Consider the following 19,929-nt stretch of genomic DNA (forward strand, 5'->3'; position numbering starts at 1 on the left):
GAGCAGGGAGGCGGCGGTGGGGGTGACCGTTACCCGTTTCTTTAAAGTGTGGTTTGTTCAGAGATTTCTGAGGGGAACCGGTCGCAAGGAGGGGATCGCGGAGAGTCAGTGAGCCAACACAGGCCGGCTCACTGACTGGTGATCAGGCAACTATTCGAGGATAAAATCATCACGGCGATTATAGGTGTGGTCGTCTTCACTCTGACCGGTGAACAGCGGTCGTTCTTTGCCGTAACTGACGGTCCGGATACGGCTTTCGTCAACACCATATTCACGGAGATAGTTTTGAGCGGCCACTGCTCGTCTTTCGCCAAGGGCAAGGTTGTACTCACTGGTTCCGCGAATGTCGGTGTTCCCTTCAATGAGCACGTGGGCTGACGGATTGTTTCTCAGGTAATCACCGTTGTGTTCCATGTTGGGAACCTGATCGCTCCTGATGCCTGATTCATCAAAGTTAAAGTAGACAGGTTTAAACTCAGGCGAACTGCGGCCGTGCTCTCGCTTATACGCATCGCTTTGCTGGTCAGCGTCACCGTACAGGCTGCCACCGCCATCACCATTACCACGTCCTGTGGAATCAAGTCCTTCGGTTCCGGAGCTGAACTCTTCAGTGATGGTGCCCAGGCGGTTGTCACCGGTGTCTTCCGTCGCGGCTCCGGTCCCCCCTCCGGCGTAAGGAGCAACAGTCTTGGGTCCGCAGGCGCCTAACAGCGCCAGGGTGCAAAAAAGAGTTACTGCAAGGAAAAGACGGGAAAGCACATTCATGAGTTGACCTCGCGGTAAGGGTGAATAACGTAAAAAATCCATTTCATCTATACCTAGAACCAACCGGAGACGTCAAGAAAAAGCTCGCCTCTCTTTTTTTCGATTTTGTGCTGGTGCTGACATGCGTTTCTTTTACCTTTTTCTTGCGGGTCTTTTTGGGGGATGGTAGATGGAAGAACAAACATCATAACCTTTGCTGCGGGGAAGCCATGTCCAAAACCTTATTTGCCGCTGTTTCGCTCTTTCTGTTGACTTTATGCGGTGCTGTTTATGCTGAGACCACTATTGTCTTTGCCACCGACGCCACCTGGCCGCCCATGGAGTTTGTTAATGATCAGAAGCAGGTCGTCGGGTTTTCCATTGATTTTATGACGGCCGCCGGTCGGGAAGCCGGGTTTAAGCCGGTTTTTAAAAACACCGCCTGGGACGGCATCTTTTCCGGATTGGCCTCCGGAAAATATGATGCTGTTGTCAGTTCTGTCTCCATCACCAAGGAACGAAAAAGGGTCATGGACTTCAGTGAACCGTATTACACGGTTCGTCAGGCATTGATTGTCAACAAGGCCTCCCAGGCAACAAGCCTGGCCGATCTCAAGGGGCGGAAGGTCGGTGGTCAGATCGGGACGACCGGGTACTTTGCCATCAAGGCTGCGGATGGTGTTGAGGCCAAATCGTATGATGAGGTTGGTTTGGCCATGGAAGATCTGAACGTGGACCGTATTGCCGCCGTGGTCTGCGATGATCCGGTCGCTGCCAACTACGCTTTGGATAAGTACAAAGACAGGTTGAAGATAGTTGCGGTTATTGAATCAGGGGAAGCTGAAAACTATGGTGTGGCTGTTAACAAGGGAAACAGCGAGACACTCGCCTTGATTAACAGGGGCATTGCAGCTGTTAAGGCCAAGGGGATCGACAGAGAGTTAAAAGAGAAGTGGATTGGTCAATAATCGCCTGTCAGTGCGTTTGGTAGTCGGAATGGACGAGTTGCGTTGCAACACCATGGCTCAAATAAGGTGAGGCCGGCCATGTCAGAACCGGAAAGGACCACAATCGAGATCGGAGACGGAGCGGCCATACCAAGGGCGGAAGACAGGGGTCTGGTTTCTGCCTGGTGGCTGGCTTTGATCGGTGCCGCTACACTCCTTGTCGTGCTGCCCTGGATAAAGCCGGATCCGTATCTCACTATTCTTCGTTTTGTTCCCGATGGTGTTGTGATCACTTTCAAGGTGACAGTGCTGTCGATTTCGCTGGCGATCTTCATCGGGCTGGTAACCGGTCTTGGACGTATCTCCCGCAACCGTTTTATAAACCTGATCGCTTCGCTGTATGTTGAGGTGGTTCGTGGCATCCCCTTACTCGTTCAGTTGTTTTACATCTATTACGCTCTGGGCCGACTTGTCCGGGTTCCGGATCTGGTTGCAGCGGTGATCGCCATGGCTTTTTGTTATGGTGCCTATATGGGCGAGGTTTTTCGGGCCGGTATTCAGTCCATTGATTATGGACAGTCCGAAGCCGCACAGTCTTTGGGGTTCAACCCGCGCCAAACCATGACCTATGTTGTTTTGCCGCAGGCCTGGCGAACCATACTGCCTCCGGTGGGAAATGAGTTTATCGCTTTGCTGAAAGACACTTCGCTGGTGTCCATTTTGGCGGTATCCGATATCCTTCGGCGGGGGCGTGAATATGCGTCTGAGAGTTTCAACTACTTTGAAACCTATACCATGATCGCTTTAATCTATCTGGTGATCACTCTAATCCTGTCCAAACTCATCAGTTTAATGGAATACCGGTTGAGTTACTATGACCGCCGCTGATCCGATTATCCGTCTGCACCGTGTCACAAAATATTTTGGTGACTTCCGGGCACTCAGCGAGGTCAGCCTTGATGTCAAGGCCGGCCAGAAGGTTGTTATCCTGGGGCCGTCGGGGTCAGGCAAGTCGACTCTGCTGCGTACCATCAATCGACTTGAATCCATCAATGCGGGGACCATTCATATCGATGGTCGCAATCTGTACGGTGAAGGAGAAGATATCAATCGTATCCGTATGGAAGTGGGCATGGTTTTTCAAAACTTCAATCTTTTTCGCCATAAAACCGTTTTGGAGAATCTGACTCTTGCACCGATTAAACTGAAAAAGATGAAAAGAGAGCAGGCTGAAACCCTGGCAATGGCCTTACTTGACAAGGTTGGTATGCGTGACCGGGCTGCTCATTTCCCTGTTCAGCTTTCCGGTGGACAGCAGCAACGGGTTGCCATTGCCCGCGCTCTTGCCATGGAACCAAAGATCATGCTTTTTGACGAGCCGACTTCAGCCCTGGACCCTGAAATGACCAGCGAGGTGCTGGCGGTTATGATGAGACTGGCGAGCGAAGGTATGACCATGGTGGTGGTGACGCATGAGATGGGGTTTGCCCGTGAGGTGGCGGATACCGTTGTTTTCATGGATGCCGGTGCCATTGTCGAGGCGTCTTCGCCCCACCGGTTTTTTACGAGTCCCGAGAACCCTCGTACCCGAAACTTCCTGAAGCAGACCCTTGTTTATCCGACCAATGACTCTTCCCAACCGTTTGATTGAGATCTTCCATTACGACAGCCCCGGCTACAGGCCCCTGGTTGATTTTGAGAGTTGGCGGGTTGCACTGCTCAACTTCAGTCCGGATTTACTTCCCGGCAACCTGACCCGTATGCAACGTCACAATGAGACTGATGAGGTCTTTGTTCTGCTTGCCGGCCGCTGCATTCTTTTTGTTGGGGAAGGCGATGAGTCCGTCACCAGGATTCATGGAGTAGATCTTGCCCCAGGGCATGTGCATAATGTCCGTCGGGCTGTCTGGCACACACACACCCTCAGTGTTGATGCCAAAGTGCTGATCGTGGAAAATCGTGACACCACGTACGACAACTCCCCCTTTATTGCTTTGACTCAAACACAACAGCAGTCTATTCTTGATCTGGTCGCCATGTTCTGGTGATTGTAAAAGACCGGGCTGGACCTTGAATCCTAAAGTTTTTTCCTGAAAAAACAGGAGATTGCAGCAAGTGGTTTCCAGATGGGGGAGGCTTGTAAAGCCGGATACGATCGTGTATATTTTGCTCCCAGCCAGTTTACATTCATGCGGCATTACGCCGCTCTCTTTTTTTCGCCGGAAAGGAACATGTGCATGAAAGCCTCTTTGAGCAAAAAGACGAAATTTATTTTTATTACCGGTGGCGTGCTTTCCTCTCTTGGCAAGGGGTTGTCCGCGGCCTCCATTGGTTCTCTTCTTGAGTCCCGCGGCCTCACTGTCACCTTCCAGAAGCTTGATCCGTATATCAACGTTGATCCCGGCACCATGAATCCGTTTCAACACGGTGAGGTGTATGTGACTGATGATGGAGCAGAGACGGATCTGGATATGGGCCATTATGAGCGTTTCACCAGCGCGGTGATGGGCAAAAAAAACAACTATACCTCGGGACGGATTTACTTCTCGGTGATCATGAAGGAGCGGCGGGGGGAGTATCAGGGAGGAACGGTGCAGGTTATACCCCACATTACCGATGAGATTAAAGAGGCGATCGTTCAGTTGGACGGCTGCGCCGATGTCGCAATCATTGAGATCGGCGGAACGGTCGGTGACATCGAAGGGTTACCGTTCATTGAGGCCATACGCCAGTTGCGCACTGATCTCGGCCGGGAGTACACCCTGTTTATTCACCTGACCCTGGTTCCCTATATTAAGACCGCAGGAGAGGTGAAAACAAAACCAACACAGCATTCGGTTAAAGAGTTGTTGGCTTCCGGCATTCAGCCGGACATCCTGATGTGTCGGGCCGATGTTTCGCTGACCGAAGATTTGAAAAAGAAAATCGCTCTTTTTTGTAATGTCGACGCTAACGCCGTCATTTCTGCTGTTGATGTTGATTCGATTTATGAACTGCCGCTTAAGTTGCGGGAAGAAGAGGTGGATGACCGTATCCTTGAAAAACTTGGAATCTGGACAGGTGCACCAAATCTGGAACCCTGGGAACGGCTGGTTCGGCGGATCAAGAACCTCAAGGATACCGTAACCATCGGGATCACCGGGAAATATGTCGATCTGACAGAGTCTTACAAGAGTCTGCATGAGGCTCTGGTCCATGGCGGCATTGCCAGTGATGTGAAGGTTGCCCTGCAATATATCAGTGCCGACGGATTAGAGGACGGTACCGATCAGGAAAAACTCGAGAACTGCGATGGTATCCTGGTACCCGGCGGGTTCGGGAGCCGTGGTATGGAGGGGAAAATCAAGGCGGTTCAGTATGCAAGGGAATGCAGGATTCCTTTTTTCGGTATTTGCCTGGGAATGCAGCTGGCCGTGGTCGAATTTGCCCGTAACATCGCTAAAATCGAAGAGGTTCACTCAGAAGAGTTTGATCCGACTACACCGCATCCAGTCATCTACCTGATGAGTGAATGGTTTGATTTTCGAACCGGGAAAACTGAAAAACGCAGCCGAGAAACCGGCATCGGCGGCACCCTTCGTCTCGGTGCCTACCCCTGTATCCTCAAGCCCGGCACCTTTGCTCGCGCTGCTTATGACCGTGAAGAGATCAGCGAACGGCATCGTCATCGCTATGAGTTTAATAACAGTTATCGTGACCGACTGGAGAAGGCTGGTCTGGTTGTGAGCGGCACTTCACCCGACAACTCTCTGGTGGAGATCATTGAACTGGCCGATCATCCCTGGTTTGTGGGGTGTCAGTTTCATCCCGAATTTCAATCCAAACCGATGCGCCCGCACCCTTTGTTTCGCGATTTCATTAAAGCGGCAATCAATCACAAAAAAAACAGGAATGTTTGAAATGCTTACCTCTGTTACCCTGAATGCCACGCCGTCCGGCCAGATCACCATTGGCCCTGGATCACCGTTTTTGCTGATTGCAGGCCCCTGTGTACTGGAGAGTGGTGATCTTGCCTGGGAGATCGCGCGCGAAGTGAAGGCTATTGCCGATCGGCTTGGTATTGCCTATATATTCAAGGCCTCTTTTGATAAGGCGAACCGAACCTCTCTTTCCTCATTTCGCGGTCCTGGTGCAGAAAAAGGGCTTCGTATTCTTGGCCGGTTACGTGAGGAGGTCGGAGTGCCGGTAACCTCGGATATTCATGAACCGGCTCAGGCCGAGATGGCTGCCGATTATCTTGATATCCTGCAGATTCCTGCCTTTCTCTGCCGTCAGACCGACCTGCTTGTAGCCGCTTCCCGCACCGGCAAGGTGGTCAATGTCAAAAAGGGGCAGTTTGTCTCACCCTGGGAGATGGAGTATGTGGTGAATAAGGTGCGAAGTGCCGGCAATGAGCGGATTTTACTCACCGAGCGGGGTACCAGCTTCGGCTACAATAATCTTGTGGTGGACATGCGGTCCCTGCGGGTGATGCGGAGCTTTGGTTACCCGATTGTTTACGATGCCACTCATTCGGTGCAGTTACCCGGGGGTGCAGGCGGCAGTTCAGGAGGACAGCGTGAGTTTATTCCAGCCCTGGCCCGTGCAGCAGTTGCCGTTGGTATTGATGGACTTTTTCTGGAGGTACACCCAAAACCGGACAGTGCCCTGTGTGATGGGCCTAACTCTTTACCGCTTGCCGAGGTTGAACCCCTGCTGAAACAACTGCTGGCGGTGCGCGAGGCGGTAGCCGGAGTGACCGATGTCTAGCCGGGACTGTGGTGTGGCCAATGGTGGATATCCCACGGACTGTGAGCTGACCGAAGCCCTTCGCAGCCGAGCCTTATCTCGCCAGGTGTCAATGGTGCGCAGTGATGCCTGGCAAGCGGCTTTACCCCGCGCCCGGCAGGTACGGCTGTTGTTGCTTGATGTTGACGGGGTGCTCACGGATGGGAGCATAACCTATATCTCTGATCATGTTGAGGCGAAAACTTTTCACACTCAGGATGGGATGGGAATTAAACTTTTACAGGACAGTGGTGTTGCTGTGGGAATCATTACTGCCCGCAGTTCTGAGGCGGTTGAGCGCCGTGCCCGTGACCTGGGGCTTACCCATGTTTTTCAGGGCAAGAAGGATAAGCTCGCTGTGTATGAAACTATTCTCAAGGAAACCGGATTACGACCACCCCAGACAGCATACATGGGTGATGACCTGTTGGATTTACCTGTTCTCAATCGAGCCGGCTTTGCCGCTGCTCCTGCTGATGCGGTGATGGAGATTCAACAGCGCGTTCATTATGTGACCGGTCGCGGTGGAGGCCGGGGGGCAGTACGTGAGGTGTGCGATCTTATCCTGGAATCCCAGGGGAATCTCGTGCGGATGCGAGCCAGGTTTGACCGATGATCAAAAATCCTCGCAACCTCCTCTGGTTGCTCCCCTTGCCGCTGTTCATAACCTATCCTTTGTGGCAGCCGCCGTTAAGCGCCTTTCTGGCCCCTCGGGGAGGGTACAATCTTAAGCTGGTGCAACCGCAAGATGAGTCACCAATGCAGAACTTCGTTATGGATGCTGTGGTTATAACCATGACCAGCGAAGGGAAGGAAGAGTGGCTGATCGATGCCGACCGTGCATATACCACCGGCAACGAGCATGAGTTGGCAATGGAGACGGTCAGTGCCATGTACATCGGGGCTGATCGTGATCCCGTCAATATCGAAAGTCGCAGAGGAACCTACTTTATTAACCAACGTCACCTGATCCTTGTCGATCACGTCAAGGTGACAAAGCCGACCAAAAACCAGGTCCTGCTGTCTGATCGTCTCGAGTATGATGATGCCGATAAGATGTTGGTCAGTCCTGGTAAAGTAACCATCGACACACCGAACATGCGGTTGCATGCCGGCCGCATGGACTATGATTTTGCCACCGAAGGATTTGAGTTCAGCGATCGGGTCAAGGTTACTCTTTAGGTGGCTTGTTCAAACTATTGCTGTGCAGGCAGCTGTTTCACAGAAGGAATGAATCCATGTTAACAATTAACGAACATTATCTGAAATTACAGGCCTCTTACCTTTTTTCCGACATCGCCAGGCGTGTTGCCGCGTTTCAGGCTGCACACCCTGACGTTGAGATCATCAGGATGGGTATTGGTGATGTGACCAATCCTCTGCCACAGGCGTGCATCCAGGCCATGCACCGGGGCGTGGATGAGATGGGGACAGTTGCCGGGTTTCGTGGCTATGGGCCGGAACAGGGCTACGGTTTTTTACGTGAAGCAATTGCCAAACATGACTTTCAGGCACATGGTGCTGCAATCCAGGCTGATGAAATTTTTGTCTCCGACGGAGCGAAGTGCGATACCGGCAACATCCAGGAACTGTTTGCCACAGATGTTAAAGTTGCCGTTCCTGATCCGGTTTATCCTGTTTATCTTGATACAAATGTTATGGCAGGGCGTACCGGACAGTTCAGAGATGGTCGCTACGAGGGAATAGTGTATCTGGACTCAACCAGGGCCAATAACTATGTGCCTGCATTGCCGGAGGAACAGGTAGACCTGATCTATCTCTGTTTTCCCAACAACCCAACCGGATCCACCATCACCAGGGAGCAGTTACAAACCTGGGTGGAGTTTGCCAGGGAGAACAGGGCACTGATTTTGTTTGATGCCGCTTACGAGGCCTATATCCGTGATCCCGAATTACCCCGCTCAATCTATGAGATTGAAGGGGCGCGCGAGGTGGCGATAGAGTTTCGCAGCTACTCCAAAAGTGCCGGATTCACCGGTACCCGTTGTGCTTTTACCGTGGTCCCCAAGGAGTGCAGGGCATTTGACAGCCAGGGCAACAGACAACTTATTCATCCCCTCTGGAATCGCCGGCACAGCACCAAGTTCAACGGTGTCTCTTACCCTGTACAACGAGCTGCCGAAGCTACCTATTCACCTGAAGGCAGGGAGCAGTGCAAGGCGTTAATCGATGGATATATGGCCAACGCCAGGATCATTCGCCAGGGCATGGCGGCGTTGGGATTTCATGCCGTTGGTGGTGATAATGCACCCTATGTGTGGATCGAAGCCAAGGAGGATTCCTGGGATTTTTTCGATCTGCTGTTGAGCAGGGCCGGGGTGGTGTGTACACCGGGGGCCGGGTTTGGAAAGTGTGGCCAGGGATACATCCGTTTGTCGGCGTTCAACTCAGAGGCCAATGTGATCACGGCGATGACGCGGATTAAAGAGGCGTTGAGCTAGGGTCAGATAATGTCATTGGTAGCTATATGGCCTGTCCGGTCAGTCCGATGAACAGGACTGGTTATTATACATTCTTCACCTGCCGTGGACATGCATCCGGGTTGATAGAATATGCAGACGCTGATCTCCCGGCAGTGATTCCTGGCGGATCTTAACTGCATTTCTTTTTTATCTTTCGCTTTTTTGCTCTGGTCATTATGACCGGGAGAACCGTGGACTGTAAGGTCAGATATCGATGAGGAGATATAGTTAATATCTTCAGGATACTGGCACTGAATGGTGAATCATTGTTTGGCACGCTTAAAAAAATATGGGGTCTAAAAAGTGCGGAAACAGCCCCAAATCCTTGATTTTGTTCGTTGACAGCACTTTCCAACTCTTTTATAGTCACCGGTACGTGGCCTAAAGTGGGGAGAAGACAGATAACCTTAAGATTATTCAGCATGAAAGGAGGAGGAAGGATCAGCTAAAGCCAAAAAACATTCCTACGCAGTAAGCAGTTCAACAAAACTTCAAAAGAGGGGGAGTGCATAAATGTCAGAACAAACTACATTTCCAAGGTGGATACCACTACTTGGAGGACTTTTGGGCAGCACCACTTGCGGTTTATTGTTGTACGCCTTTAGCGTTTTCATCAAGCCTCTGCAAGCACAGTTCGGTTGGACAGTACCGCAGGTCGCTTTGGCTTATGCCATCATCTGTTTAATTTTCGGCTTGATGACCTTTCCTGCCGGACGTTTAAGTGACAAGTTCGGTCCACGAAACGTTGTCCTCATCGGCGGTATTATCATGGCCTTTGGCTTTTACATGGTTTCTACAATCAGTCCTCCGGACCCGGCGGTGATCGCTGCCGGTGGTGATGCAGCCAAGGCTGCCGGACAAAAACCACTCTATATGCTCTACCTGTACTATGGTGTCATTGCCGGATTTGGCGGTGGTTGCGTATATCTTCCACCGATCGCCACTGCGCCCAAATGGTGGCCTGATCGTCGCGCCCTGGCTACAGGTTTCACCGTTGTCGGTCTTGGACTGGGCTCCTTCATCATGGCGCCGATGGCTACGTACATGATCAACTCGCCTGGTATCGGCAATGGGAGTGCTCTCCCGGTATTTAAGTATGTTGGTATTGCTATGGGGATCATGGTTGTTTTGGCCGCCCTCTGCCTGAAGGTACCGCCTCCTGGTTACAAACCGGCGGGCTGGAACCCTCCGGCTCCTGCTGCCGGTAGTGGCGGGCCGAAAGCGTATCGTGATTACACCTATGAGGAGACCAAAAAAACCGCACAGTTCTGGCTGTTGTGGGTTGCATACTTCTGCGGTTCTTTTGCCGGTCTGATGGTTATCGGTCTGATTGCCGCCCATGGTATTGATGCCATGAGCCTGGCCTACAAGGCGAAAAATGCACTTGATGCCGCTGCTGAGATTCCGGCTCAGGAAGCGAAGAACATTGCCATGGCCGCTGCCGGTGCGCCCAGTACCCTGGCTATCTTCAATGCTCTGGTTCGTATTCTGATCGGCCCGTTGGCGGACAAGATCGGCACCAAGAAAATATTCGTCACGCTGTTTATCCTGCAGGTGGGTGCAATGCTTCTGCTCTCCCCCGCAGGCTCCAATGCCACTTTCTTGGCGGCAATTGCGGCTCTGATTGGTTGGAACTACGGTGCCATGTTTACTCTGTTCCCGGCAACAACGCTGCAGTACTACGGGCCAACCGCCCAAGGATCCAACTATGGTCTGCTGTTTACCGCCTGGGGTGTGGCTGGCTTCTGTGGTCCTTACTTTGGTGGTCAGCTCAGGGCTATGACCGGATCTTTCCTTATACCTTTTGTCGTATCAGCTGTGATCCTGGCAGTTGCGGTTATTATCCTGAGTACCTTGAAGGCGCCGGAGAAGAAGCCCGCCTAAGAGACGGGTTTTAAAACGATTCCTCTTGTTAAAAGCTCCAGCTCGGCTTGCTGGAGCTACAAAAAAAGCCACTGTCCGTTATTTTCCGGATAGTGGCTTTTTTTATTGTGCCGTCCCCTCCTTCAGTTCGTTTTCAGCAAAGGGGTGAAAGGCCCCCCGGCGTCTGGCGATTATTCTCCTTTCGACACGACTATGTTGTTATCACCACCACCGTGATGTTATCCCGCCCTCCGGCTCTGTTAGCCAGGCTGACGAGTTGTTCAACCGTGTTCCCGGCTCTGGTTGACCGGGCCATACAAGAAGTTATAACCTCTTCATCCACCATGGAGGTCAAACCGTCGGTGCAGAGTAGGAGCGTATCTCCCGGCGCACATTCGAACTGTGTGATACTGGGCTGAACAACTGCTTCAGCTCCGATGGCACGGGTGATGACGTGACGTTGTGGAAAATACTGTGCCTGGTGGGCTGTCAAGACGCCTTGCGTGCAGAGATCGTTAACCAGGGAATGATCATGCGTCAGTCTTACCAGGTTGCCATCATGCAAGTGATAGATGCGGCTGTCACCAACATGGGCAACAGATACGGTATGATCAAAAAAACGGACCATTGCCAGAGTCGTGGCCATTTTTTTTCCTAAAGCCATGCGTTGTCTGTAGGTGTATTGATTGACATCCATAACCATGGCCTGTATCTGATCGCGGGGATCTGCAGAGACTCTCTCCTGACGGAAACTCAGATCGCGTAGACGGGAGAGTGCTATGGTACTGGCAAGGTCACCGGCATCAAGTCCTCCCAGGCCATCGGCTACGGCAAACACACCGGTTTCAGGAGCAAGGAGCAGGTTGTCTTCGTTGCAGGGACGAACACGACCTTTATCTGTGGCACCGGCATAAGTAGCGGGTATTCCAAGAAGTTGACAGGTTCCCTCGACAAGTTGCATGCTATTGCTGTCTTGATTGGTGGAGTGATTGACGGGGCAGGGTATGCACGGTTGCTCAATGGAGGACAGTAAAGGATCGTCGGGCCCGGGTGCTTTTCCCCTGACTGCTGAGCTGCAGTGTGACCGAATAGTTCCCGGATTTTGCTGAGGTGGGAACTGCAAAGCTCAACGTATTTTCCCAGGTACCGTTTGTCTTCAGCGTTGTTTCATCTTTTAGCACTGTGAGCTCCTTGCCGTCTTTGCTTAATGCACTTCGCTCTCTCACCTTTAATCCGGCAGCAGGTGCACCGTGAACCACGTAACGCAGAGTGAGTGTCACCTGTTCGCCCTTATAGACCTCTGTTGGTGCCAGGGTTGACCGATTGATGCTCACGGCTGGTTCTTTTCGGTGTTTGCGGGTTGTAGATCGTGTCTTTGGCCGGGAACTCCCGGTTAGTTGACGGGTTGTCTGCCGGATTGATCTACCGAGATCATCAAAAAATACTTCAACAGTGTTCCGTGATTTGCCTCTACCTGCCGCGTATCCGGTTTCTGCTCCGATGGTAACCATGATCGGAGTAGAGACAATGAAGGAAAAAAAAATAAAAGGAACAAGAGAAAACAGTGTTTTACGCAACATGAAAATTTGAGCAGTCACTGTATTTTGCGGGTATGATTTTCAGTCACCCGCCACTCACTGGCACGTCTGATGACGGGGGCGGATGTGCCTTGCGGTGGTGATAAGACTGTTTGAGCAGGAACGACAGGTGGTGGTGGTTTGACAGTATTTTGTTGGCGGGCCTGTTCAAGGGCCTGCAGAGCTGCCCCGGCCTCGACCGGTTCTGTTTTTTCCGTGGAGGGAGGAGAGGGAGCAGGGGCTGTGGTTCCAGTTGATGGGGACGGGGTCGAAGACAAGGTTTCGTTGGGTGCCGGAGGAGAGGCCGACACGGTCGGCTGTCTGCTCAACTGGTATACACCAGCCATGACGAGGCCGATCATCAGGGGAATGGCCCACCACCATTTTCGAAGCAGGGCGGGTGATGTGTGGCCGAGTGGTAATGCATGGCTAAGATCAGAACTCAGGACGGTTGCGTCGGGGATGGGCGACACTGTCTGATATTCTTCGACAGCCAGCACAGTAGCCTCGCAGAAGGCGGCACGTTCGGGCAGAGGTGAGGTGTCTTCCCTGATACCTGCCAGTGCAGCAAGAAAATCTCCTGCAGCTTGAAAGCGTTCAGCTGGTTGTTTGGCAAGACTCCTGGTGAGCACCTGGGCAAACTGAACCGGGAGGTCTGCCGGCAGAACGTCCAGATTCGGTGTATGCAACAGGTGACCGGTGAAAACTTCAGTCATGCTTCCGGTAAATGGTGGTGAACCGGTCAGCATTTCATAAAGAATGATCCCGACCGCATACAGATCAGTGGCAACACTGATGCTACCAAAGGTTTGCGGATCAATCCGCTCCGGAGCCATATAAACTGGGGTTCCGGGTCCCTGAGTGTCAAGCGAGGTCAGTCGGGTGACAATGGCTGCATCAACATCGGGTTGGGCGATACCAAAATCGGTCAACTTGGCAAGATACTGCCCATCATCCTGTTTTTGCAGGAGGATGTTTGAGGTTTTGATATCGCGGTGCACGATATCCCGATCATGAATACACGTCAGAGCCTGCAGGATTTGCCGGACAATATCCAGAGCCAGGTGCAGAGGTAATCTTTTTGCCTCGTTGCCGGCAGTCAGTCGAGCCGCCAGGGTTTGACCGGCAAAATATTCCATCACCAGATAGATGTGCCCGTTTTCCTCAATCGTGTCATACAGGGTGACGATATTGGCATGGGCACCGATGGCCGCGTGAAGACGGCACTCTCTCTTGATACGGGTGCGTAACTCCTCATTACCGCTTAATTCTGAACGGACGGTTTTTATTGCTACCTGGCGTTCTAAAACCAGATCGTTGGCTAAATAGACGTTTCCCATACCTCCTGAGCCAACCGATCGTAACAGACGGTATCTGTGGGCAATCAGACTGTCTTTATCACCGGTAATGTTTACTGACTGGCCGGGGATAACACCGCTGGTATCGAGAAGTGTAGGCGCATCATTCAGCATGAGTGATAGTCACGAAAATGCAGGAATCCTGCACAGAGAAACAGCCAGAGAACAGAAAGAACCAACAACCTTACGGCACCACTATAATAAACTGCAACTCCAAAGTCAAAACCAATAACTTCTCTGACAAAAGGCGGAATCCAATCCACACCTTCCCCTTGAAAGGCACCGAACAGGGCCGTACACATCATTTCCAAACCCCATCGCGCCGGCAGAAGATCGGCTATCCACTGGTGGCTGCTGGACATTTGCCCATAGTAATCAGGGCCAAGCCCTCCTGAGAGAAGCAGTTGCGGCAGGACCACGGCCACAGCCAGCATAATTGAGAATCTGCCGCCGCTGCTGTCCACGGCACTGAGCACAAGTCCGATGGACACGGAACACCAGGCCGTTGCAATCATGACACCGAGAACCAGCGGCAGTGCGGCAAGGGGGAGTGCCGGTTGCAGCCAGCAGAGAGACACGTAAACAAGACACTGCAATCCGGTCATTAGCATACAGAAGGGGAGTTTAGCAGACAGATAGGGAACAATTCGCAAAAAGGACAGGCGTTCTCTGCGATAAATTGATTGTTCTGTCGAAATTTCAAGGCAGGACAGCAGGGTTCCGGAAAAGACAGCGGTCATGACCATCATGAGCAAAGTGCTCATGGGTACCGGTAAATTTGCGACCCCTTCATAGCGAAGACTGTACAGGAGTTCGGCAGCAGAACGGGGATCGTGGGTGCCCGATGGTGAGAGCAGCTGTTTGAGCACTATTTCCACGGGCGGACCGCCCCGGCTGACCGATTCCTGGAGAGTTGTCCGGCGGGTGTGCACTGTTTCGTCGGATGCCACGCCCTTAAAGGGTTGTGACAGGGTTGCCAGGGCGAGAACCACCGGGACGAGTAAAAAAAGAAGTAACCTTCGCATCGAGTGGCTGCGGATATGCAGATGTCTTCGTGACAAAACATGCCAGGATCGGCAGGACTCAACAAGGGATATCCACTTTATCTGCTTTGACAGTGACCGGGCAACGGTATGCAACAGCTGCCCCGGTCTCCGGTCTTTTGACGGGGGGCGCGCTGGTTCTGCCAATGCTGTGTAGATTTTTCGGGCGGCTGAAGAAAGGTGTTGGCCGATATGCTCTTGAGACAGGGCAGATGTGGTGTATCGGTTTGCATAGTACAGGGCAATGTGTTCTTGATCGCCATGATGGAGGACTTCGGTTGTGTCTGGCAGATGGTCTTCTCCGGTGAGCAGATCAAAGATTCTGGTCGGTTGCCGCAGCGGTTGTCTTTCTGTTCCGAAAAAAATAAGTGCTTCGGCAGGAGTTCCGAAAAAGACCAGTTTCCCCTGAGAGAGAAAGGCCACCTTGTCCAAAAGACGAAGATTGTAGAGGACGTGGGTCGTGATGATGACGGTGGTGCCGTTATGTGTAATCGCTCGAAAATACTGCATCAGCCGTTCTTCAGTACTGGGATCAAGACCAGAGGTGGGTTCATCAAGGAAAAGCAGGCTGGGCCGGACAAGAAGTTCTGCACCGATGGAGACCCGCTTCCGTTGTCCGCCGCTTAAACGATGAATTGGTGTTTGTCGTATCTGACTAAGTCCCAGTGTCTCAATGGTACTGTCCACGATGTCTGCCCGTCTGGATGCTGTCAGGTCGGGAGATAAACGGAGACGGGCAATATAGTTGAAGCTGGTTTCCACGGTGAGTTCAGGATGAAGGATATCATCCTGCGGTACATACCCAATTGTATTGCGAAACATTGCACCCGTGGCGTCCAAGGGGGTTTCGTCAATAAGAACCTGACCCTGATCAGGACGAACCGCGCCAGCCAAAGTGGTCAACAGTGTGGTTTTACCGGCCCCTGAAGGGCCGAGGATGCCGACAAATTCGCCAGGGGCGATGGACAGGGTGATACTGTCCAGGAGTGTCCGCTGGACACCAGCCAGCTGGATCGAGCGGCTGAGGCAGACTGCTTCCAGGTGGACGGCTTGGCCATAATCACGCTGATGAACCTGCAAAGAACCATTTATGGTCAGTTTCAGCTGGAAGCGGGTGGCACCGATTATGACTGTTTCCGTTCCGGTGAGGATGCAGTGTTCGATTGGTTTACCGTTGACCCAGGTGCCGTTGAGGCTGCGATTATCGGTGAGATGCAACACACCGTTGTGATTGACCAGTTCGGCGTGCCGGCTGCTTACCGCGGGTTCAAAGGGGAGGGAAAGATCACAGTCCCGACTGCGGCCGATACTCCATTTGGTTTGCATGGGGAGTGTAAACAGGCGAGGTTCACGGCTGCTGTGCCGTTGAAAACGAAGATGTGAGACAGCAGGGGAACCAAATCCAATCAGGTCTCCATCCTTCAGGATGCGTGAACCGGCAAGTTTATCGCCGTTGACAAAGACCCCATTGGTTGAGTCAAGGTCAAAGAGCCGGTACCGATCAGTTCCGTCGCTGACAATGCGGGCATGACATCTTGAGACGGTTTTATCAACAACCACGATGGTACAGATATGACCATCCCGGCCGATAGTGACACCTTGGCTGCCCACTCGATATTCTCGGTGGGCAAGACCGGTGTACAGGGCCACTAAATAGGCGTCATCCGTAATGATAGGCGCAGGCTGTTCAGATTGCATGGGCATTGGTTATGAAACCGGCAAGGGGCACAGCCTTTCTGTTGCTGATGAGCAACAGAAAGGCTGTGCAGAGGGCTGAAGGGTAAAGAGCGGTGAATCCGATAGATATTTTTACTGTTTACCGGCCCCGGGTGGTTCGGCTGGAGGAGCAAATGGATTTTTTATATACAGTTCGTCGTTTTTGTTCAGAGCCGGGATCAACCTGTCGATCTTCTGCTGGATCTCAAGAATCTGAGGGAAGGTCGGCGGTTCAATGGCTTCAAATGATGAGGTGTCATAGTACATGATACCGCTGCCGGTGGGATACTCTACTCCTACTTTTATGTTGTGGCTTTCACCATCCACTGGAATGTAGGCACGGAAGGTGAGCACATAATCGCTTTGCATGATATGCTGGATGTCTTCAATACTCCGGGTAATGGTATCGTGTGCACTGCTGATCGGATAATGCTTGCCAAAGGAGTTTTTTGATAAAGCCTGAAGATTGCGCTGTTCCTTGCTCTCAGATTCTCCAAAACCGAGACAGTAGATCGGAACAGGAATTTTCAGGTTGGAGATTCGAGTCATCAGGTCTGAGCGATTAATGGCGCTGTCATCATCTCTGCCGCCGGCAAGGATAACAATCGAGGTGGAAACCACGTAATCAACATTACTGGATGAGTCACCACCACCGGCACTTGCAGCCATCTGCATGGCCGCAACCACGCCATCGTACAGCCTGGTCTTTTCGCTGCGAGGTTGCAGATCTGCCAGGCGACGGCCCAGGGTGGAGGGCTCCCGGTCGAAGTTGGAGAGTATGGAGTAGCCCTCTGTGCTGCTGTCAAGGGCCAGCAACGCTACCTGGTCCTGTGGCCGTTTGGCGTCAATGAAGCGGGCAGCTGCCCGGATCATGGCTTCAAAATCAGCTCCCTTGATGGTTTTATTCGTATCGAGCACCAGAATAGAACGGGTTGCCTCTTCTCTGGCTCGTAGGGGGTGAATCAGGTACTGTTTTTTTCGTGGATCATAGGCTCTGCCCTCGACCATAACGCCGATGTTCAGGACGTTGAGGTTAACCAGAGGGTTCATCTCCTGGTCAAACGTGCGCATGTACACATGCACGAATGGATAAAGAGCTGATTCAACACGAAAGATCTTAAGGCCATAGCCCTGGTTGCCAACCGTTCCTGGTGCAGCATGGCTGATATGGGCAGCCAGTACAACTGCGAGCACCAGTGCCAGGATTATTAATTCTTTTGCAATAATCTGTAGTCTGTTCCACAACTTCATGACTGCTCCCTTTTGCCGACTTTTCATAAATGACTGTTGTTACATCTGTTGAAAAGGTTTACCGAGATTGTTGATCTGTTTACTGTTCGGCCCTGCGGACCTGTACGCAATTTTGGTGGTACCGTTGACCGTATCGATGACAAAGGCGCCATAGCTTCCACCACTTTGCCAGGTGGCGAGCTGATAACGGCCGGCAGCGCCGCCGTGAAGGGGAAGAGGACGGGGGCTGAGCGGTCGGTCGACAGCCAGCTCATGGGCAGGTACCGCCAGGATGGGTCCACTGTTGCCTGTGGCCCCCATGAGCAGGCAGGTGAGCAACGCTAACAAGCAGCCCGCGAATATTCCACCGGTAAAATTATTCAGCCGTCCGCCTTTCATTGATTAACGCCTCCGCTGTTGATTTATTACCCAGAATCGGCTGTGTACGCAACACCTGGACGATATCGTGTGATTCGTCCCGATTTTTTGTCGTTTGGTCTGTTTCCTTTGCTGCAGGCGTTGTAACAGGTGCTTTGGCTACAGCGGTCGGTCCTTTTACGGTACGTTCTTCCCGTTGCTCTTTTTTCGGAGTTACTTTTGACTTACCCGGTTGATCGCTGGCCACCTTGTCGGCGGTTTTGGTCGTGGCTTTTTTTGCCGGCGCAACTGCAACTCGTTGTACCGGGGCATCCGTTGCAAAGGCCCGGGCAAGCATCTCACGGCGGTAAGCCACCTGCTCCATGTTCTCACCCAGAGAGCTCCACAGTTCAACATACAGTTCAGTATCATTGTGCACCGCCCGGCTATCATCCATTCGCATCTTGAAACTGTTCAAAGCTGCCTGAGTTCCAGCATCCATCTGGCCGGTTACCGGTACATCGTAGCCCTTGAGATAGAGACAGGTCTGTATTTCGCCGATTTTGTCAGCCTGGCTCAGATAGCGGAAGTCCTGGCGGATTTTGTCCAGCACAACCTGGTCCGGTTGCATCTCCGGAATGAGTTTCCAGTAGGGCAAATGAAGATATTTACCGACAATCTGCAGGACACTGGTCTGCACCAACAGACGGATGGCTGCATGTCGTCCCTGTATTTTTTTGACCGTTCCTCTGAGGCCGAACGTCGGACCGAAGATGGTGAATCCCAATTCCTTTTCTGCGGCCGCCTTATATACGTTGATTGAATTAACGGTTTGCATCCTGGCCACACCTGCCATGGTCTGGAAATCGAGCAGATTGAAGTCCAGAGTGATCCGTGCCAGGCTGTCTTTGTCTTCCTGATTGTAATCAACTGAAATAACATCCCCCGGTACCCAGGATCGATTAACATTAAAAGGATTCGTGGTAACGCCGAAATCGGTATTACTGCCCCGGGTTTCCAGACCCCGGTCAAATTCGGTGATGCCGCCGGACAAGACGATGTCGGGAATGAGCTTGCCCTGGAAGTTGGAATAACCGGTCACCATCTGGTTGTTGATGTACACCGGTGTGTAGGGGATGTAGACAACATTGCCACCAATGGCATTGAGGGCGCTTTTGGTCATTTCGGTGATATCACGTGGAATCTCTCCAAATCCATAGGTGGACAGCCCTGTGTAATCGGTGATATCTTTGCCTTGGATAAACACTCTTTTCCCGTAGACCTGGGTCATCTTGCCGAGATCTGCCAAGGGTTTATCAAAGTTTGTTTCCTTGACCTCCGGCATCTCATTGGGCGGATCCACATCCACCTGCCGGGGATCAAGCGTGGCGCAACCGGTCAGGTTGAGGATCACGAAGGGGAAAAAGAACAGGATTCCCAAAATGAATCGGGCCCGGATTATTGTATATGTTTTCATGGTGCTCGTCTCTTGGCGCGGTTATTTGGCGATCACAGTCTTGTCACCCTTGGACTCATCGATGATGATAATGTCACCGGTAATTTTAGCCCCGGCATCCAGGATAACGCTATTGAGTGCTCCGCTGTCGGAAAGGACGACCCCGCCATGGCCGGATCTGGCGAGACTTTTAGCCCGTTGCTTAAGGTATGAGTAGTTCCTGTTTGAACCATCGAGTTCTCCATACTGGCTGCTGCTTTCCTCAAAATCAATACCGTCGTTAAAATCATCCGCCAGGACCGGTGTTGAGTACAGACCTGTGTATGCACCCAGAAGGAGAGCCATCAGCAGGGGCGTTATCCATGTACGCATCGTCCTTTCCTCCTCC

Annotated in this window: 19 protein-coding genes; 10 read left to right on the forward strand and 9 right to left on the reverse strand. The window is 52.1% G+C overall.

Annotation, left to right across the window (positions count from 1 at the left end; translation table 11 throughout):
• Positions 1-150 precede the first annotated feature (150 nt).
• Positions 151-807: an OmpA family protein gene (locus tag HP555_RS04120; protein ID WP_199263927.1), complete on the reverse strand. Its 657-nt coding sequence runs from the start codon at positions 805-807 to the stop codon at positions 151-153.
• A gap of 167 nt (positions 808-974) precedes the next feature.
• Between HP555_RS04120 and HP555_RS04125 the strand changes: the two genes are divergently transcribed.
• The 10 genes from HP555_RS04125 (at position 975) to HP555_RS04170 (ending at position 10,825) form a co-directional block, all read left to right on the forward strand.
• Entirely contained in the window at positions 975-1,712 is a 738-nt protein-coding gene (locus HP555_RS04125; protein WP_199263928.1) for a basic amino acid ABC transporter substrate-binding protein, read from the forward strand.
• Between the two features lie 78 nt (positions 1,713-1,790).
• Entirely contained in the window at positions 1,791-2,579 is a 789-nt protein-coding gene (locus HP555_RS04130) for an amino acid ABC transporter permease (protein ID WP_199263929.1), read from the forward strand.
• Positions 2,566-3,342 (forward strand): amino acid ABC transporter ATP-binding protein, encoded by a 777-nt coding sequence (locus HP555_RS04135; RefSeq protein ID WP_269846856.1) that lies wholly within the window; start codon positions 2,566-2,568, stop codon positions 3,340-3,342. The genes HP555_RS04130 and HP555_RS04135 overlap by 14 nt, the downstream gene beginning before the upstream one ends.
• Complete coding sequence (locus HP555_RS04140) at positions 3,302-3,739, forward strand: hypothetical protein (protein ID WP_233249240.1); 438 nt, start codon at positions 3,302-3,304, stop codon at positions 3,737-3,739. The genes HP555_RS04135 and HP555_RS04140 overlap by 41 nt, the downstream gene beginning before the upstream one ends.
• A 189-nt stretch (positions 3,740-3,928) precedes the next feature.
• On the forward strand, positions 3,929-5,590 hold the full coding sequence (locus HP555_RS04145; RefSeq protein WP_199263930.1) for a CTP synthase: 1,662 nt from the start codon (positions 3,929-3,931) through the stop codon (positions 5,588-5,590).
• Between the two features lies 1 nt (position 5,591).
• Positions 5,592-6,440, forward strand: coding sequence for a 3-deoxy-8-phosphooctulonate synthase (gene kdsA / locus HP555_RS04150; protein WP_199263931.1), 849 nt, complete (start codon positions 5,592-5,594; stop codon positions 6,438-6,440).
• The gene (locus tag HP555_RS04155) at positions 6,433-7,074 is read left to right on the forward strand and encodes a KdsC family phosphatase (protein ID WP_199263932.1); all 642 of its coding nucleotides are present in this window, start codon (positions 6,433-6,435) and stop codon (positions 7,072-7,074) included. Before kdsA ends, HP555_RS04155 begins: the two co-directional genes overlap by 8 nt.
• Positions 7,071-7,640, forward strand: a complete 570-nt coding sequence (gene lptC, locus HP555_RS04160; RefSeq protein WP_199263933.1) for an LPS export ABC transporter periplasmic protein LptC — start codon at positions 7,071-7,073, stop codon at positions 7,638-7,640. The genes HP555_RS04155 and lptC overlap by 4 nt, the downstream gene beginning before the upstream one ends.
• Before the next feature lie 56 nt (positions 7,641-7,696).
• On the forward strand, positions 7,697-8,920 hold the full coding sequence (locus HP555_RS04165) for an LL-diaminopimelate aminotransferase (protein WP_199263934.1): 1,224 nt from the start codon (positions 7,697-7,699) through the stop codon (positions 8,918-8,920).
• A 534-nt stretch (positions 8,921-9,454) separates the two neighbouring features.
• Positions 9,455-10,825, forward strand: a complete 1,371-nt coding sequence (locus HP555_RS04170; protein ID WP_199263935.1) for an L-lactate MFS transporter — start codon at positions 9,455-9,457, stop codon at positions 10,823-10,825.
• A 190-nt stretch (positions 10,826-11,015) separates the two neighbouring features.
• Here the strand turns inward: HP555_RS04170 and HP555_RS04175 are convergent, their stop codons facing one another.
• The 8 genes from HP555_RS04175 to HP555_RS04210 form a co-directional block, all read right to left on the reverse strand.
• Positions 11,016-11,765 carry a PP2C family protein-serine/threonine phosphatase gene (locus tag HP555_RS04175; protein ID WP_199263936.1) on the reverse strand — a complete coding sequence of 250 codons (750 nt, stop codon included), beginning with the start codon at positions 11,763-11,765 and terminating at the stop codon, positions 11,016-11,018.
• A 55-nt stretch (positions 11,766-11,820) separates the two neighbouring features.
• A complete protein-coding gene (locus tag HP555_RS04180) occupies positions 11,821-12,402 on the reverse strand; it encodes a hypothetical protein (protein WP_199263937.1) in 582 nt (193 codons plus the stop codon).
• A complete protein-coding gene (locus HP555_RS04185) occupies positions 12,399-13,853 on the reverse strand; it encodes a serine/threonine-protein kinase (RefSeq protein ID WP_199263938.1) in 1,455 nt (484 codons plus the stop codon). Before HP555_RS04185 ends, HP555_RS04180 begins: the two co-directional genes overlap by 4 nt.
• Entirely contained in the window at positions 13,847-16,486 is a 2,640-nt protein-coding gene (locus tag HP555_RS04190; RefSeq protein ID WP_199263939.1) for an FHA domain-containing protein, read from the reverse strand. Before HP555_RS04190 ends, HP555_RS04185 begins: the two co-directional genes overlap by 7 nt.
• Positions 16,487-16,591: 105 nt before the next feature.
• Positions 16,592-17,776 carry a vWA domain-containing protein gene (locus tag HP555_RS04195; RefSeq protein ID WP_199263940.1) on the reverse strand — a complete coding sequence of 395 codons (1,185 nt, stop codon included), beginning with the start codon at positions 17,774-17,776 and terminating at the stop codon, positions 16,592-16,594.
• Positions 17,777-17,788: 12 nt separating this feature from the next.
• Positions 17,789-18,127 carry a hypothetical protein gene (locus tag HP555_RS04200; protein ID WP_199263941.1) on the reverse strand — a complete coding sequence of 113 codons (339 nt, stop codon included), beginning with the start codon at positions 18,125-18,127 and terminating at the stop codon, positions 17,789-17,791.
• Positions 18,105-19,562, reverse strand: coding sequence for a hypothetical protein (locus HP555_RS04205; protein WP_199263942.1), 1,458 nt, complete (start codon positions 19,560-19,562; stop codon positions 18,105-18,107). Before HP555_RS04205 ends, HP555_RS04200 begins: the two co-directional genes overlap by 23 nt.
• Positions 19,563-19,583: 21 nt before the next feature.
• Positions 19,584-19,913: a hypothetical protein gene (locus HP555_RS04210; RefSeq protein ID WP_199263943.1), complete on the reverse strand. Its 330-nt coding sequence runs from the start codon at positions 19,911-19,913 to the stop codon at positions 19,584-19,586.
• Positions 19,914-19,929 lie beyond the last annotated feature (16 nt).

The organism is Desulfobulbus oligotrophicus, from assembly GCF_016446285.1.
GTDB classification, from domain to species: Bacteria; Desulfobacterota; Desulfobulbia; order Desulfobulbales; family Desulfobulbaceae; genus Desulfobulbus; species Desulfobulbus oligotrophicus.